The following is a 14,338-nucleotide window of genomic DNA, read 5'->3' as shown; positions in this document are numbered from 1 at the left end:
CGCCACAAGCGCAATTCAATAGAAAAATGAGGCATCCATGGACAAGCTGGACCGCTACGACCTGCGAATTCTTGCCGAACTGCAACGCGATGCGCGCATCTCCAACCAGGAACTGGCCGAACGTATCGGCCTGTCGCCCTCGCCCTGCTCGCGGCGGGTCAAGCAGCTCGAAGACGACGGCTACATCGTCCGCCAGGTCGCCCTGCTGGACAGCAAGAAGCTCGGCCTGAGCCTCACCGCCTTCGTGCTGATCGGCATGGACCGCCATACGCCGGAGCGCTTCGAGCATTTCCAGCAGATCATCGGCAAGTGCCCCGAGGTGCTGGAGTGCAGCCTGGTCACCGGGATGGACGCGGACTACCAGCTCAAGGTGATGGTGCCAGACATGGAACACTACCAGCACTTCCTGCTTGGCACCGTGACCCGCATCGAGGGCGTGACCAGCGTGCGGTCGAGCTTCGTGCTGCGCAACGTGCTGGCGAGTACCGAGTTGCCGCTGGACCACCTGCGGGTATAACCCTGACCCTGGTAGAAGCAACTGTCTTCCTCTGGATAGTCCGTGCCTGTGCTTCCCCCTCACCCCAGCCCTCTCCCTCAGGGAGAGGAGGCCGAATGTGCCGGCTGACGCCGTGGTTTCATTCTGCACCGATCCAGTCCCCTCTCCCCCTGGGAGAGGGTTAGGGTGAGGGCAGACGCCCGCGCAGGATTTTCCAGGTGGGAGCAGAGCGTCTTCCAGGCGCACCTCGCGTGTGCGGAAGTTTCTCTGGAAGCCATCAAAAGCAGGAGAAATTCCGTGATCTACACCTGTAGCAGCGGACCACGCCCACGATCCGTCGGCAAAGCCGGCGCCACCCTGCGACACATCAGCGCACCCCGCCTCCCGCCGATCAAAAGCAATACCGGAAATTTCCCCGCCAGCCACGCCGCGGCGGGGAATTGCGTGGCATTGCGCCCGCCCCGCAGCACGAACTGATCATTTTATGAACGGTTCTGAACGGCCCAGCGCCGCATGCGTATAATGCTCGCCTTCTTCACTACCACCGCGTCCCGGCGTCCCTCGGACCACGTCCGCCCCGGGCAGGAGCTGCAATGAACGAGAGTTTCGAAGACTGGATGATGTACGGCCTGGTCACCGGCCTGATCGTGTTCATGGCCTTCATCGTCTGGGACCTCGCCAAGAAGTCCAAGGCCGGCCGCATGGGCACCATGGTGCTGTTCTTCGCCCTGGGCCTGGGCGTACTCGGCTTCCTGATCAAGTCGGTCGTCGTCGCCGGGCTCGAAGGCGGCTTCTGACGCCGCCTTGCCCACAGGTGGGCGTCAGCTGACAGCCACCTTGACCAACTGCCCGCGCTGGATCACGTACTCCACATACTCCCCGTCACCGGCCAGCACGCCGATGTCGTCCAGCGGATTGCCATCGACGACCAGCACATCGGCAATGGCGCCCGCGGCGATCACGCCCAGCTCACCGTGCTGCTGCAGGATGTCCGCGGCCACGCTGGTGGCTGAACGCAACGCCTGCAGATTGCCCAGCACCTTGGCGCGGATGCGGAATTCCTCCCCCTGGAAACGGTGCATATCCCCCAGCAGGTCTGAACCGAAGCCCATCGGCACGCCTGCCTGGGCATAGATTTCCAACGAGCGCCTACCGGCCTCGCGCACTGCCGCGACCTTCGCCACCGATTCCGGCGGCAGGCCGAACTGAGCGCCGTGGGTCGCCAGGGCGTCATAGGTGATCAGCGTCGGTACCACGAAGGCACCCTGCTCCCGCATGAAATTGGCCGCCTCGACATCCACCAGGTTGCCGTGCTCGATCGTGCGGACACCGCAGCTGACGGCGCGCTTGATCGCCCGTGGCGTATAGGCGTGCGCCATCACATAGGTATTGGCGGCCTCGGCTTCGTCGACGATGGCGCAGATTTCTTCTCGGGAATACTGGGTATTGCCGATCGGATCGGTCGGCGATGCCACCCCGCCCGACGCCATGATCTTGATCTGCGTGGCGCCCATCTGCAGTTCCTCGCGCACCGCCAGCCGCACAGCCCCCACACCGTCCACCACCCGCGCGATAGCACCCGTGCGGAAGCAGCATGAGCAGGGTTCCAGCAGATCGCCGCGCGAGCGGAAATCACCATGCCCGCCGGTCTGCGACAGCGCCTTGCCCGAGGGGAAAATCCGCGGCCCGGCTACCAGCCCCATCTCTATGGCCTGCATCAGGCCCCAGTCGGCGCCGCCGGCATCCCGCACGCTGGTGAAGCCGCGCGCCAGCATGGCCTTGAGAATCGGCAGCGCGCGGATGGTCGCCAGCGCACTCGGCTGGCCGGCATTGGCCCCGAGGTTGGCGGACGACGCCAGCACATGCACGTGGCAATCGATCAGACCGGGCATCACCGTCTTCCCGGCCACGTTCAGCACCCGCGCCCCCGGCCGTTCCTCCGGCTGCGCGCTCACCTCGACGATGCGCTCGCCTTCGATGACGACCTGGTGGTTCTTCAGCAGCACGCCCCGATCCAGATCGAGCACATTGCCGCCCTTGAGCACAGTTACAGACAGGGTCATTGATACAAACCTCATGGGTTCAGGGGAACGGATGACACGTCCTTGATGAAGAACGTGCCGGCCAGGCTGACGGCGGCGGCGGCCATCACGTAGAACGCGGGCGCCATGTCGCTGCCCGTGCGGGCAATCAGCCAGGTAATGAAGAAGGGCGCGAAACCACCAAACAGGGTGACCGAAGCGTTGTAGGCCACCGACAGGCCGGTGGAGAGCACGCGGGTCGGGAATAGTTCGGCAAAGACGGCGAGGATCGGGCCGGTATAGGCGGCGATCAGCACACCAAACAGCGCCTGGAAGACCAGCAACGAGAGCCACCCTGGCGAGTGATTGATCCAGGCGAACAGCGGCCAGCTCAGCAGCAGGATCGCCAGCGCCGCGCCAGCAAGAATCACCCGCCGGCCCCAGCGATCAGCCAGGCAGCCGACCAGCGGCGAGCAGCACAGGATCACCGCGCCGCCGAGCATGCCGGCGACCAGCCCGGTGGACTGCGGCAGCCCCAGGGTATGCACCGAGTAGGTCGGCATGTAGAACAGCAGCACATAGGTGCAGACCGTCCAGAGAATCACCAGGGAGAAGCTGGCGAAGGTTTCCCGCGGGAACTGCGACAGCACCTCGCGCAACGGCGAGTGGTCCGCCGACTGCTTCTGCAACTCGGCGAACGCTGGCGACTCGTCCACATGGCGGCGAATGAAATAGCCCACCGGGCCGATCAGCAGCCCCAGCAGGAACGGCACGCGCCAGCCCCAGCTGTACAGCGCCTGCTCATCCAGCAACGAGGTGACCAGAGTTCCGGTGGCCGCGCCGAGCAGCACGGCAAAGCCGATGCTCGACTGAATCCAGCTGGAGTAGTAGGCGCGTCGATGTGGCGGTGCATGCTCGGTGAGGAAGGCCGTCGCCCCGCCCATCTCGCCGCCGGCGGAAAAGCCCTGCAGCAAACGCGCGAAGACGATCAGCGACGGCGCGAAAATGCCTGCCTGCTCATAGGTCGGCGCCAGGCCGATGATCGCGGTGCCCACCGCCATCAGCAGAATGGTCAGCGACAACGCCGCCTTCCGCCCAGCCTTGTCCGCATACACACCCAGCACCAACCCGCCCACCGGGCGCATGACGAAGCCGACGCCGAAGGTCGCCACCGCCAGCAGCAGTGAACCGAGTTCATCGTCTGCCGGGAAGAACAACCGCGCGATGATCACCGCGAAGAAGCTGTAGACCGTGAAGTCGAACCACTCCAGCCCATTGCCCAGGACCGTGGCGATGATCGCGCGGCGACGCTGGGCGTCACTGGCCGGAGTCGCCCTGGTGGGCTGCGCAGACAAGGTGGCGTGCATGGTTATTGTTATTCCTGAGCAATCGACGAGACCTCGATGCTAAGGAGCCGCCGGGGCGCGGCTGAAACGAAAGATTCACATGCCGCCATGCGTCAGGCGCATGGCAGCGGCTCAGGGCCCGGTCTGCTGCCGCGCCTGCTCCAGCAGCCAGCGGGTGAACAACCGGCAGGCCTGGTTCTGCAGCCGATCATTCGGCGAGAGGATGAAGTAACCGCCGCCGTGGCTGGCAGAAGCCACGGTCAGCCGGCGCAGACGACCGTCCGCCAGGTAGTCATCGATCATGTAGCGCCACCCCAGCACGACCCCCTGGCCCAGCACCGCCAGCTCGACCAGCTGCGGGTAATGGTTGGCGCTCAGCAGGGGACGTGAGCGCGGGAAAGGCAGGCCATTGCAGCCCAGCCATTCGCTCCAGGACATCCATTGGCGCTGCCCATCATCCAGATGCAGCAAGGTCTCGCCGGCCAGCTCCTCGGGGCGCAGCGACCGGTTGCCCAGGTAATCCGGCGAACAGACGGGAAATACCTCCTCGTCGAACAGCCGACGCACGCTGTACTCGGGGCAGTCCGGACGGCGCAGGTAGTACAGGCCGACATCGAACTCCGCTGGCGACATGCCACTGAGCCCATCACGCACCAGCAGCCGCAAGTGCGCGCCGGGGTGTTCGGCGCGAAAGCGCGGCAGCCGGGGCAACAGCCACAACGACGCGACGCCTGAGGAGCAGGCCACGGTGAGGTCCAGATCGCCCTGGTGCTTCATCACATCGAAGGTCGCCTCGGCGCACTGCGCGAGCAGCCGGCGCACCTCGCTGGCGTAGCGTTCCCCGACCGGCGTGAGGCGCAGCGAACGGTGCTCACGGATGAACAGCGGCCGCCCGAGATAGCCTTCCAGTTGCTGCACCTGCCGGCTGATCGCGCTCTGCGACAGGTGCAGCTCCTCGGCGGCACGGGTGAAGCTGGCGTGCCGCAACGAAGCCTCGAAGGCCACCAGGCATTGCAAGGGTGGCAAGGGGGTGATGCGCATGACGGGCCGTCTCTTCCTGAAGCGCCGGGCCGAGCGCCGGTCCCGGCTGAGGGTTCAGGGCGAGGATGCGCCGCGTTCCGAAGGAGCAACAATTGCGCCGGGGAGATTCAGGAGTCGTCCTACGTGGCTCGACCAAATTTCAGTCAGACATCTCACACGTCGCCGGTAAACCGCTCACAGCTCGGGGCTGACTTCCCGCCACTGCCCCGGCTGCAACCCCTCCAGTTGCCATGGCCCGATGCGCACGCGCACCAGACGCAGCGTGGGCAGGCCGACCGCTGCCGTCATCCGCCGCACCTGGCGATTGCGCCCTTCGCGGATCACCAGTTCCAGCCAGGCCGTGGGCACCGACTTGCGGAAGCGCACCGGCGGGTCGCGTTCCCATAGCTGCGGCTCTGCCAGCCGGCGCGCCTCGGCGGGCAGGGTTGGGCCATCGTTGAGCTGCACGCCCTTGCGCAGCTGATCGAGCTGCTCATCGCTCGGCTCGCCCTCCACCTGTACCCAATAGGTCTTCGGCAGCTTGTGCTTGGGATCGGCAATGCGCGCCTGCAAACGGCCGTCATTGGTCAGCAGCAGCAGGCCTTCGCTGTCACGATCCAGCCGACCGGCCGGGTACACGCCGGGCACATCGACGAAATCCTTCAGCGTCGCGCGGCCATCGCTGTCGTTGAACTGCGTCAGCACGTCGAACGGCTTGTTCAGCAGGATCAGTTTGGGCTGTGCCGGCGGTGCCTTGGCCACGCGGCGGGGCGCGGGACGGGCAGCGGGACGACGATTGGCGGGGCGCGGAGGACGGGGCATGGCGAAAAGACTGGTAACCGAGGATAGGGGTGAAGCGAATCCCCGGCATGCTAGGTTGTGCAAAGCCCTCACTGCAAGAGCACGCCCATGAGCCACCCCACCTGGCTGATTACCTTGCGCAACCTCAGCGGCCGCCTCGGCGCCCGCTATCGCGGCCCGCAGAGCGCCCATTTCGACGGGCAGCGCTTCCACAACCTCGACCGCCAACCGCACAACGGCCTGCGCGCCTTCCTCCGATGGCAACGCGAGCGTGGCCGCCAGCAGCAGTGGATCAGCCAGCCCGGCCCCGACGCCCGCCCGCAGACGCCAGCGCGCGTCGAAGGCGACGAACTGCGCGTCACCTACATCAACCATGCCACCCTGCTGATCCAGCACCGCGGCCTGAACATCCTCACCGATCCGCTCTGGTGCGAGCGCACCAGCCCGTTCAGTTTCGTCGGCCCCAAGCGCGTACACCCGCCAGGCCTGGCGCTGGACGAGCTGCCGCCGATCAACCTGATCCTGGTCAGCCACAACCACTACGACCACCTGGATATCCACAGCCTGCGCGAGCTGGCGCGGCGTTTCCCGTCAGCGAAGGTGGTAACTGGGCTGGGCAATGGCGAGCTGATCCGCGCCTGCGGCTTCTCTGACATCGCTGAGCTGGACTGGTGGCAAAGCCTGCCGATGCCCGAAGGCATGCTGCTCACCGGCGTGCCGGCGCAGCACTGGTCGGCGCGCTCGCGGCGCGATACCAATCGCACACTGTGGATGGGCTTCGTGCTGGAATCCCCGGATGGCCCGCTACTGTTCCCCGGCGATACCGGGCTGGGCGAGGAGTTCGGCCTGATGCATCAGCGCTTCGGCCCGATGCGTTTCGCCGCCCTGCCCATTGGTGCCTACGAACCGCGCTGGTTCATGCGCCACCACCACATGAACCCGGACGACGCGGTGCAGGCGCACCAGCATCTGGACTCGCAGTGCAGCATGGCGATCCACTTCGGCACCTTCCGCCTGAGCGACGAAGGCCAGTTCACGCCAGTAAGCGACCTGTCGGCGGCGCTGCAGCAGCGCGGCGTGGCGCCGGAGCGTTTCCGCGCGCCGAAGCCGGGCGAGCAGTGGCTCGTACCGCCGATGCAGGACAGTTCCCTGTAGGAGCGCGCCATGCGCGTGATCGCGGGCATGGCCCGCCCCTACAAGGGAAAGCCGGTGCTGCCCCTCTGGCGTAGGAGCGGACTCTGTCCGCGATCGGTCGGCGCCAGCACCGACGCTTCAAAAGATCGCGAGCAAGCTCGCTCCTACAAGGAGGGTCAGTTCTCCCGAACCCGCTTGCTGCAGCAGTTGCGATAACGCTTGCCGCTGTTGCACGGGCACGGCTTGTCGCCGCGGCCGCCCAGCTCGAGCCAGCTTTCCAGGCGCTGGCGCATGGAGTCGCGGACTTCCCGGCGCTCGTCGTCCAGCTGCAGTTTGCTCAGCTCGCGGCTGAGCCAGAGGTAGTCTTCCAGCAGCTCATCACGCGCCAGCGCCTGCAGCTGTTCGGCCAGCGGCACGCCCTCGTAGCGGCGCTTCGGGTCGGGCAGGAAGGCGATGGCTTCGCCGCCCGGCAGCACGTTCCACAGGCGGCCCTGGGCGTCGCGCCAGCAGGCGCTGAAACGGGCGCGTAGTGCCAGGCCCGGCCACTCTTCCAGGCACCAGCCATCCACCCGCTCGCCGCCCAGGCCTTCCACTGCCTTGCCCACGGAGAACCAGGGTTCGCCGGCGATGCTGTCGGGCAGCGGCAGCGGCGCGGCCACTTCCGGAGCGGCGTTTTCCACCAGTCGGCGAGCGAAGCGGCGCAGCGGGTTGGTCAGGTGCGAAGGAGCGCGGAACGGCATGGAGTCACCAGCGGAAGAGGTCGGCGAAGCTCCGACCGGAGGGGCGCGCCACGGTTCCCCGTGGCGCGGAAGGCGAGCATTCTAGGCCCACCCGAAGCAGCGTCAACGCGGGGCGATCAATAGTCCCGAGTAGAGACCGGCTCCGCCTCGCCACGCAGCTCGCGCAGCAAGTCGTCGAGCAACGTGGAAGCGCCGAAGCGCAGGTGTTCCGGCTTGATCCAGGCGGCGCCGAAACGGCCCTCCGCCAGCTTCACATAGACCTGCGCATCGGCCAGCGTGCGCAGGCCGCCGGAGACTTTCAGCCCCACGTTGCCGCCCTCCTCCGCGATGGCTTCGAGCATCACCCGCACCGCTTCCGGCGTGGCGTTCGCCGCCTTGCCGGTGCTGGTCTTGAGGAAGTCGGCTCCGCCAGCGATGGCTTCGCGACAGGCCGTGCGAATCAGTTCCGGGTCGGCCAGCTCGCCGGTTTCCAGGATCACCTTGAGGCGGTGGTACGGCCCGCACAGCGTCTTGCAGGTGCGGATCAGCTCCACGGCCCCCGTCTCCTGGCCAGCCTTGAGCTTGCGCCAGGGGTAGACCAGGTCGATCTCGTCGGCTCCCTCGGCGAGGGTCTTGCGCACCTCCTCCACCACATCCGCCAGCGGCGCGTCGCCGCCGGGGAAGTTGCACACGCTGGCCACCCGCACACCGCGCCCACCCAGCGTATTGAGCGTGCGGCGGGCGACGTGCGCCAGCTTCGGCCACACGCACACTGCCGCCACTTCGCCATAAGGCGTCAGCGCGCGGCGGCAGAGATCGACGGTGCTTTGCAGGTCATCGCCGGCATTCAGCGAGGTCAGGTCCAGCAGGGCGAGCACGCGGCCCGCCGGGGTCTTGCGAGGATCGGTCATCGGCAACGCTCTCCATCGGATTTCTTTGGCGCCGTGGGGCGGATAACGCTGGCGCGCTGTGCGCCCTACGCTGCTCTCGTGATGCAGCTGAGGCGACCACCATCACCCTGGTGGCCGCCCCGTGCCCTGTCGCAGATCAGCGGAACGGCGGCTCGTCAAAGCTGCGCAGCTTGCGTGAGTGCAGCGAGTTGAGCTGGGTGCGCAGCAGGTCGACGGCGGCCACGCCAATCGACAAGTGCTGGCTCACCGCCCGCTGGTAGAAGGCCGTGGCCGCGCCGGGCAGCTTGATCTCACTGTGCAGCGGTTTGTCCGACACGCATAGCAGCGTGCCGTAGGGCACCCGCAGGCGATAACCCTGGGCGGCGATGGTGCCGCTTTCCATGTCCACCGCAATCGCCCGCGCGAGGTTGATCAGCGGGCGCTCCTGGGCCCAGTGCAGCTCCCAGTTGCGGTCGTCGTAGGTGAGCACGGTGCCGGTGCGCAAGCGGCGCTTGAGCTGGTCGCCGCGCTCGCCGGTGACCAGCGCGGCAGCGTCCTGCAGCGCCAGCTGCACCTCGGCCAACGCCGGGATCGGGATGTGCGGCGGCAGTACGCGGTCGAGGATGCCGTCGCGGCGCATGTAGGCGTGGGCGAGCACGTAGTCGCCGATGGTCTGCGACTGACGCAGGCCGCCGCAATGGCCAACCATCAACCAGCAGTGCGGGCGTAGCACGGCCAGGTGGTCGGTGATGTTCTTCGCGTTGGATGGGCCGACGCCGATGTTCACCAGGGTCACGCCGTCACCGTCTTCGGCGATCAGGTGGTAGGCCGGCATCTGGAAGCGGTGCCACTCGACGCTGGCGACGATGGCGTTGGCCTCGCCTTCATCGGTGCCGCGCTCGATGATCACGTTGCCCGGCAGGACCATGCGCACGAAGCGCGGGTCATCACGCAGGCGTTCCAGACCCAGGTGGATGAACTGGTCGACGTAGCGGTGGTAGTTGGTCAGCAGGATCCAAGGTTGCACATGGCGCCAGTCGCTGCCGGTGTAATGCACCATGCGACGCAGGGAAAAGTCGGTGCGCGCCGCGTCAAACAGCGCCAGCGGCATCGGATCGGCGTTTTCCCATTCGTACAGACCATCGGCTACGCCGTCAGAGGTGGCCGACAGATCGGTGCTGGGGAACACCCGTGCCAGCTCAGCAGCCGTCACGCCGGAACCGCCCAGCTCGTCGCCGCCCTCCACCACGTAGGGGTAGGGAATGTTCTGTGCACTCACACCGACTTCCACGCGCACGGTGAAGTCTTCCATCAGCGGGCGCAGCTGCTCCAGCAGGTATTTGCGGAAGGCCTTGGGCTGGGTGATGGTCACCGCGTAGGTGCCGGGCACCTGGACCTTGGCATAGGCGCGCGTGGTGGAAGGCACTTCGCCCTGGCACAGGTAGATCACCCGCAACAGTGGATAGCGGAATTGTTCGCGCTGCTGCGCATCGGGAACTTCGCGGTCCTTCAGGTACCGCTTGAGCGCCTGGTTCAGGGCGACGGTGGCGCGCTCGTGGAGCACGGCCAGTCGATCGACGGCCTCTTCGGCGGTCTGCGCGACGAAGAATTCGTCGCCAGTCGTAAGACTCATGGTGGGCATCCTGTCTGAACGATCAGCTCCATCTTGCCTGCTTCCGTCACAGAAAGGGATGACAGATTCGGTACTGGCAGGACGAGCGGAAAGGTTGAAGAAAGCCTATGACAGAATCCGCGACCGTGAGTGCGGATGACAGCCCGAATGAAGTGGCTGCATTCCGTTTTCGTATATCGCGTGTCGGGCCGTCCCAAGCTGCCGGAAGCGTCTTGTTTGTCGAGGCGACGACGCTAGATTGGCCGCGCTGCGGTCAATCCCGCAGCCGGGTTTGACGGCCTGACTCTGCGGCGCGAATGCGTCTTCCGACGTACGTGTAGATGGCGAACATCTCCACATGCCTTGCTGTGTCCGCGATTACTGATCGCAACGCTCAATGGCAGATCGCGCTGGGAGATCTTCTTTGAAAGATCTGCCGGTTCCGCAGGGCCGGTCCGTCAACCCCGCGCGGTCTGCCGCCCTTCGATTGACGGCGACGGGAGGCAGTTCCTCAATTTATTGATGGGAACTATCTCAATGGAAACTGATACCCATGTTCCTGCGGTATTCATGCGCCACCAACGTCCGCTCCGTGCCCTGATGCTGGAAAACCAACCCTGGTTCGCCGCCAGCGACCTCGGCGGCCTGATGGGCTGCCCGGTGGAGCACTTCACCGAGCACCGCCTGGACGCCGACCTCAAGCGCCGGGAACGGCTGCAAACCCAGAGCGGTGAACAGGACACCTGGCTGGTCTGCGAAGCCGGACTATTCAATCTCCTCTCCCGCTACCGCCACCCGGAAAACCGCAGCCTGCGACAGTGGATCACCAACGAAGTCATCCCCGCCCTGCGCGACCCCACCCTCCCCATCCAGCATCCGCGCCGCTCCCTGCTGCGCTGGGAAAGCCGCGACATCGCGCTGCTGGAATGGAACGACCAGCTCTGGGTCCGCTACAGCGACGTGCCGCAGCTGCTGCAACCCAAAACCGCTACAGCCCCACGCGCCGGCTGGTGGCGCTCACTGCGCTGGCGCCTGACGCTCCCGTAGGGCGCATAACCTGGAACAGGTTATCCGCCGGAACCTCCCCGGCGGATAACGCTGGCGCGTTATGCGCCCTACAAAACCAAGTACCCGCCGCCGGCAAGGAGCCCGACACCATGTCACAACGGCTTTTCCTCGACACCTTAACGCAAAGCGTATTACTCATTGCGTTATACGCCAGCCGTGATACCGTTCAACCATGATCACGTCGTTTGCCTGCAAACACACGCAAGCGCTGTTCAACGGCCTTTGCCCGAAACCTTTCAGGGCCTTTCAGGCTCAGGCAGAGCGCAAGCTGCAAATGCTGGATGCGGCCGCGACGCTGGACTTCCTCCGGTCACCACCGGGCAATCGACTGGAGGCCCTACAGGGCAACCGAACAGGCCAGTACAGCATCCGGATCAACGGACAATGGCGAATCTGCTTTCGCTGGACCGATGGCAACGTGCACGACGTGGAGATAGTGGATTACCACTGAAGGTATACAGACATGACGCAAAACCGTATGCGCCCAATTCACCCGGGCGAAATACTCCGCGAGGAGTATCTGCTGCCACTGGAAATGTCAGCCAATGCCTTGGCAACCGCGCTACGCGTTCCGGCCACGCGAATCCACGAGATCGTCAACGAGCGCCGCAGCATCACGGCAGACACTGCGCTGCGCCTGGCACGCTACTTCGGCGGCGACGCCCAGTCCTGGGTCAACCTGCAAACTGCTTTCGATCTACGCGTCGCGGAGTTGGAATCGGGACAGCAGATCATCGACGAGATCAAGCCAAGGGCGGCATAGCACCGCCCTGAGCTATCGCTCAACCTCACGCCAGATGCGGCGTCGCCCGCGCCACCAGGGCTTCCACGTCCACCCCGCGCGGCAGGGTGCCGTAGACGCGGCCGCCATCGCCCAGGCGGCTGGCGATGAAGGCGTCGGAAACTACCGAGTTGCCCGCCTCCAGCAGCAGCTTGGCCTGCAGGGCGATGGCGACGTTTTCGGTGAGCTGGCGGGCGCGGTACTGGATGTCCTGGGTGTCGGCGAAGGACGCCTTGAGGTTGCCGATGAACGAGGCCAGGCGCGCGTCACCGTGGCCATCGCCCAGCTCAGTGAACAGTGCGTCGAGCACGCCGGGCTCCTTCGACAGGGCGCGCAGCACGTCCAGGCACTGCACGTTGCCCGAGCCTTCCCAGGTGGAGTTGACCGGCGCTTCGCGGTACAGGCGCGGGAGGATGGTGTCCTCGACGTAGCCTGCGCCGCCCAGGCATTCGGCGGCCTCGTTGATCATCGCGGGGGCGCGTTTGCAGATCCAGTACTTGCCCACGGCGGTGACCAGGCGGGCGAACTTGTCCTCCTGTTCGTCGTGCAGGTTATCCAGGGCGCGGCCCATGCGCATGGTCAGGGCCAGCGCGGCTTCGCTTTCCAGGGCGAGGTCGGCCAGCACGTTCTGCATCAGCGGCTGTTCGGCCAGCACGCGGCCGCCGACCTGACGGTAGGCGCAGTGGTGCGCGGCCTGGGTCAGCGCCTGGCGCATCAGCGAGCTGGAGCCGACCATGCAGTCGAAGCGGGTCATGGCGACCATCTCGATGATGGTCGGCACGCCGCGACCTTCCTCGCCGACCATCCAGGCCAGCGCGCCACGGTATTCCACTTCGCTGGAGGCGTTGGACCAGTTGCCCAGTTTGTTCTTCAGGCGCTGGATGTAGAACTCGTTGCGGCTACCGTCCGGGCGGTGGCGCGGCAGCAGGAAGCAGGTCAGGCCCTTGTCGGTGTAGGCCAGGGTGAGGAAGGCGTCGCACATGGGCGCCGAGCAGAACCACTTGTGCCCGACCAGTTCGTAGGCCTGCCCCGGACCGGGGATGCCCACCGGGTAGGCGCGGGTGGTGTTGGCGCGCACGTCGGTGCCGCCCTGCTTCTCGGTCATGGCCATGCCGATGGTGGCGCCGGTCTTCTGCTCGATGGGCAGGTTGCGCGGGTCGTATTCGGTGGAGAGGATTTTCGGCAGCCACTTCTCGGCGAGGTCCGGCTGCAGACGCAGCGCCGGTACGCTGGCGAAGGTCATGGTCAGCGGGCAGCCGGTTCCGGCCTCGGCCTGGCTGTGGAGATAGCTCAGGCCGGCGCGGGCGACGTGGGCACCGGCGCGCGGGTCGGTCCAGGGCATCGACGGCAAGCCGGCCTCGATGGCCGCACGCATCAGCTCGTGGTAGGCCGGGTGGAATTCCACGAGGTCGGCGCGGTGACCGTAACGGTCGTGGGACTTGAACACCGGCTTGTTCTCGTTGGCCAGGAAGCCCGCCGCCATCAGCGGCCCGCCGGCCAGCGCGCCATAGGCGTCGAGTTTCTGCTCGGCCCAGCCGCCGCCGTAACGGCGTACCCACTCCTGCAGCGGCACGTCGACGCGATAGAGGTTGGCGCCGTCCAGCGGCGGCACCTGGTTGGTCACTTCGTGGGTTTCGGCGTACGGGTGCGGGATCATGGCTGGTCCTCCATAACAGGCGTGGGCTTGGCTGGCTTGGGCAACGCAGACGTGGACGCGCCGACGGCGCGCAGGCAGAAACTGGCGAGGGCGTCGCTGACGTCCTCCAGGGATACGTTGGAATGGCCGGCATCCCGCGCGGCGCGGGCGGGCGGCGAGAGTGGGCCGATCAGGGCTTCGGCGATGGCGCCGACCAGGCAGGCGGCGGTGAGCTGCACCGGCTGGGGCTGGAATTCGCCGGCGGCGATGCCCTGCTCCAGCAGGGTGACGAACAGCGCGGCGTAAGCTTCGCGGTAGACCAGGCGCTGCTCGTCCACTTCCGGGTCGACCGGTTCGGCGATGAGGGCAAAGGCCAACTGGCGGCTGCCCCAGGCGCGGGCGGCGAACTGGTGCAGGCCACGGCTCAGGCGCTCGGAAGCGCTGCCGGGAGCTTTCAGCAGCACGCCGAGGGCGTCGACCTCGCGCTGGCTGGCACGGGCGAAGACCTCGGCGGCCAACTCGCCCTTGCCGCTGAAGTGCCGGTAGAGGCTGCCGGTGGCGATGCCGGCATCGTCCGCCAGGCTCTGCATGGTCAAGGTGGCGAAACCGCCGTCGGCAACCCGCGCCAGCGCCAGCTCGAGGATGCGTTCGCGCTGTTCGCCGTCCTTTTGCAGCCGCGCTGGGGAGTGTCGGTAGGCCATGATCTGAATCCGGATTCACTGCATGAAAATCAGTGAATCACGGTTCAGACCTTTGCCGAAAGGGACATACCCGCCACGGACGGAGCGATTATGGCCAAACCGCCACCGCCCGT

15 protein-coding genes are annotated in these 14,338 nt (G+C 66.2%); 6 read left to right on the top strand and 9 right to left on the bottom strand.

The window, feature by feature from the left end:
- Positions 1-37: 37 nt before the first annotated feature.
- Together CTR55_RS13265 and CTR55_RS13260 are read left to right on the top strand one after the other, a co-directional pair.
- The gene (locus tag CTR55_RS13265) at positions 38-517 is read left to right on the top strand and encodes an Lrp/AsnC family transcriptional regulator (RefSeq protein ID WP_024763946.1); all 480 of its coding nucleotides are present in this window, start codon (positions 38-40) and stop codon (positions 515-517) included.
- Positions 518-1,089: 572 nt separating this feature from the next.
- Positions 1,090-1,293: a DUF2788 domain-containing protein gene (locus CTR55_RS13260; protein ID WP_296286819.1), complete on the top strand. Its 204-nt coding sequence runs from the start codon at positions 1,090-1,092 to the stop codon at positions 1,291-1,293.
- Between the two features lie 24 nt (positions 1,294-1,317).
- Here CTR55_RS13260 and CTR55_RS13255 read toward each other — a convergent pair whose 3' ends face one another.
- The 4 genes from CTR55_RS13255 to CTR55_RS13240 form a co-directional block, all read right to left on the bottom strand.
- Complete coding sequence (locus tag CTR55_RS13255) at positions 1,318-2,559, bottom strand: amidohydrolase family protein (protein WP_296286818.1); 1,242 nt, start codon at positions 2,557-2,559, stop codon at positions 1,318-1,320.
- An 11-nt stretch (positions 2,560-2,570) separates the two neighbouring features.
- On the bottom strand, positions 2,571-3,884 hold the full coding sequence (locus CTR55_RS13250) for an MFS transporter (RefSeq protein WP_296286817.1): 1,314 nt from the start codon (positions 3,882-3,884) through the stop codon (positions 2,571-2,573).
- Positions 3,885-3,995: 111 nt separating this feature from the next.
- The gene (locus CTR55_RS13245) at positions 3,996-4,904 is read right to left on the bottom strand and encodes a LysR substrate-binding domain-containing protein (protein ID WP_296286816.1); all 909 of its coding nucleotides are present in this window, start codon (positions 4,902-4,904) and stop codon (positions 3,996-3,998) included.
- Between the two features lie 174 nt (positions 4,905-5,078).
- On the bottom strand, positions 5,079-5,645 hold the full coding sequence (locus CTR55_RS13240) for a pseudouridine synthase (protein ID WP_296287130.1): 567 nt from the start codon (positions 5,643-5,645) through the stop codon (positions 5,079-5,081).
- Positions 5,646-5,792: 147 nt separating this feature from the next.
- On the opposite strand from CTR55_RS13240, the gene CTR55_RS13235 reads away from it, so the two are divergent.
- Positions 5,793-6,839 (top strand): MBL fold metallo-hydrolase, encoded by a 1,047-nt coding sequence (locus tag CTR55_RS13235; protein ID WP_296286815.1) that lies wholly within the window; start codon positions 5,793-5,795, stop codon positions 6,837-6,839.
- A 155-nt stretch (positions 6,840-6,994) separates the two neighbouring features.
- On the opposite strand, the gene CTR55_RS13230 is transcribed toward CTR55_RS13235, so the two are convergent.
- The 3 genes from CTR55_RS13230 to amn all read right to left on the bottom strand — a co-directional run bounded on the left by CTR55_RS13230 (position 6,995) and on the right by amn (position 10,060).
- A complete protein-coding gene (locus CTR55_RS13230) occupies positions 6,995-7,558 on the bottom strand; it encodes a hypothetical protein (protein WP_296286814.1) in 564 nt (187 codons plus the stop codon).
- A 116-nt stretch (positions 7,559-7,674) separates the two neighbouring features.
- A complete protein-coding gene (gene deoC / locus CTR55_RS13225) occupies positions 7,675-8,448 on the bottom strand; it encodes a deoxyribose-phosphate aldolase (protein WP_296286813.1) in 774 nt (257 codons plus the stop codon).
- A 136-nt stretch (positions 8,449-8,584) separates the two neighbouring features.
- Entirely contained in the window at positions 8,585-10,060 is a 1,476-nt protein-coding gene (gene amn / locus CTR55_RS13220) for an AMP nucleosidase (protein ID WP_296286810.1), read from the bottom strand.
- Positions 10,061-10,576: 516 nt separating this feature from the next.
- Between amn and CTR55_RS13215 the strand changes: the two genes are divergently transcribed.
- From CTR55_RS13215 to CTR55_RS13205, 3 genes are all read left to right on the top strand, one after another.
- Entirely contained in the window at positions 10,577-11,086 is a 510-nt protein-coding gene (locus CTR55_RS13215) for a Bro-N domain-containing protein (protein ID WP_296286808.1), read from the top strand.
- 193 nt (positions 11,087-11,279) lie between these two features.
- Positions 11,280-11,558 (top strand): type II toxin-antitoxin system RelE/ParE family toxin, encoded by a 279-nt coding sequence (locus CTR55_RS13210; RefSeq protein ID WP_296286806.1) that lies wholly within the window; start codon positions 11,280-11,282, stop codon positions 11,556-11,558.
- Positions 11,559-11,570: 12 nt separating this feature from the next.
- A complete protein-coding gene (locus CTR55_RS13205) occupies positions 11,571-11,870 on the top strand; it encodes a HigA family addiction module antitoxin (protein WP_296286804.1) in 300 nt (99 codons plus the stop codon).
- A gap of 25 nt (positions 11,871-11,895) precedes the next feature.
- Here the strand turns inward: CTR55_RS13205 and CTR55_RS13200 are convergent, their stop codons facing one another.
- The gene (locus tag CTR55_RS13200; RefSeq protein WP_296286803.1) at positions 11,896-13,545 is read right to left on the bottom strand and encodes an acyl-CoA dehydrogenase family protein; all 1,650 of its coding nucleotides are present in this window, start codon (positions 13,543-13,545) and stop codon (positions 11,896-11,898) included.
- The gene (locus CTR55_RS13195; protein ID WP_296286802.1) at positions 13,542-14,225 is read right to left on the bottom strand and encodes a TetR family transcriptional regulator; all 684 of its coding nucleotides are present in this window, start codon (positions 14,223-14,225) and stop codon (positions 13,542-13,544) included. Before CTR55_RS13195 ends, CTR55_RS13200 begins: the two co-directional genes overlap by 4 nt.
- Positions 14,226-14,338: the final 113 nt, after the last annotated feature.

Source organism: Pseudomonas sp. (assembly GCF_002796985.1).
Lineage (GTDB): Bacteria > Pseudomonadota > Gammaproteobacteria > Pseudomonadales > Pseudomonadaceae > Pseudomonas.
Note: the sequence above shows the minus strand (reverse complement) of the source record. Positions and strands in the feature narration are given on the sequence as shown.

Bases quoted from the DNA above. Each gene is read 5' to 3' on its own strand.
- CTR55_RS13210 (WP_296286806.1), top strand. From the start codon at position 11,280: ATGATCACGTCGTTTGCCTGCAAACACACGCAAGCGCTGTTCAACGGC.
- CTR55_RS13235 (WP_296286815.1), top strand. From the start codon at position 5,793: ATGAGCCACCCCACCTGGCTGATTACCTTGCGCAACCTCAGCGGCCGC.
- CTR55_RS13230 (WP_296286814.1), bottom strand. From the start codon at position 7,558: ATGCCGTTCCGCGCTCCTTCGCACCTGACCAACCCGCTGCGCCGCTTC.
- deoC (WP_296286813.1), bottom strand. From the start codon at position 8,448: ATGACCGATCCTCGCAAGACCCCGGCGGGCCGCGTGCTCGCCCTGCTG.
- amn (WP_296286810.1), bottom strand. From the start codon at position 10,060: ATGAGTCTTACGACTGGCGACGAATTCTTCGTCGCGCAGACCGCCGAA.
- CTR55_RS13250 (WP_296286817.1), bottom strand. From the start codon at position 3,884: ATGCACGCCACCTTGTCTGCGCAGCCCACCAGGGCGACTCCGGCCAGT.
- CTR55_RS13260 (WP_296286819.1), top strand. From the start codon at position 1,090: ATGAACGAGAGTTTCGAAGACTGGATGATGTACGGCCTGGTCACCGGC.
- CTR55_RS13265 (WP_024763946.1), top strand. From the start codon at position 38: ATGGACAAGCTGGACCGCTACGACCTGCGAATTCTTGCCGAACTGCAA.
- CTR55_RS13255 (WP_296286818.1), bottom strand. From the start codon at position 2,559: ATGACCCTGTCTGTAACTGTGCTCAAGGGCGGCAATGTGCTCGATCTG.
- CTR55_RS13215 (WP_296286808.1), top strand. From the start codon at position 10,577: ATGGAAACTGATACCCATGTTCCTGCGGTATTCATGCGCCACCAACGT.
- CTR55_RS13195 (WP_296286802.1), bottom strand. From the start codon at position 14,225: ATGGCCTACCGACACTCCCCAGCGCGGCTGCAAAAGGACGGCGAACAG.
- CTR55_RS13205 (WP_296286804.1), top strand. From the start codon at position 11,571: ATGACGCAAAACCGTATGCGCCCAATTCACCCGGGCGAAATACTCCGC.
- CTR55_RS13200 (WP_296286803.1), bottom strand. From the start codon at position 13,545: ATGATCCCGCACCCGTACGCCGAAACCCACGAAGTGACCAACCAGGTG.
- CTR55_RS13245 (WP_296286816.1), bottom strand. From the start codon at position 4,904: ATGCGCATCACCCCCTTGCCACCCTTGCAATGCCTGGTGGCCTTCGAG.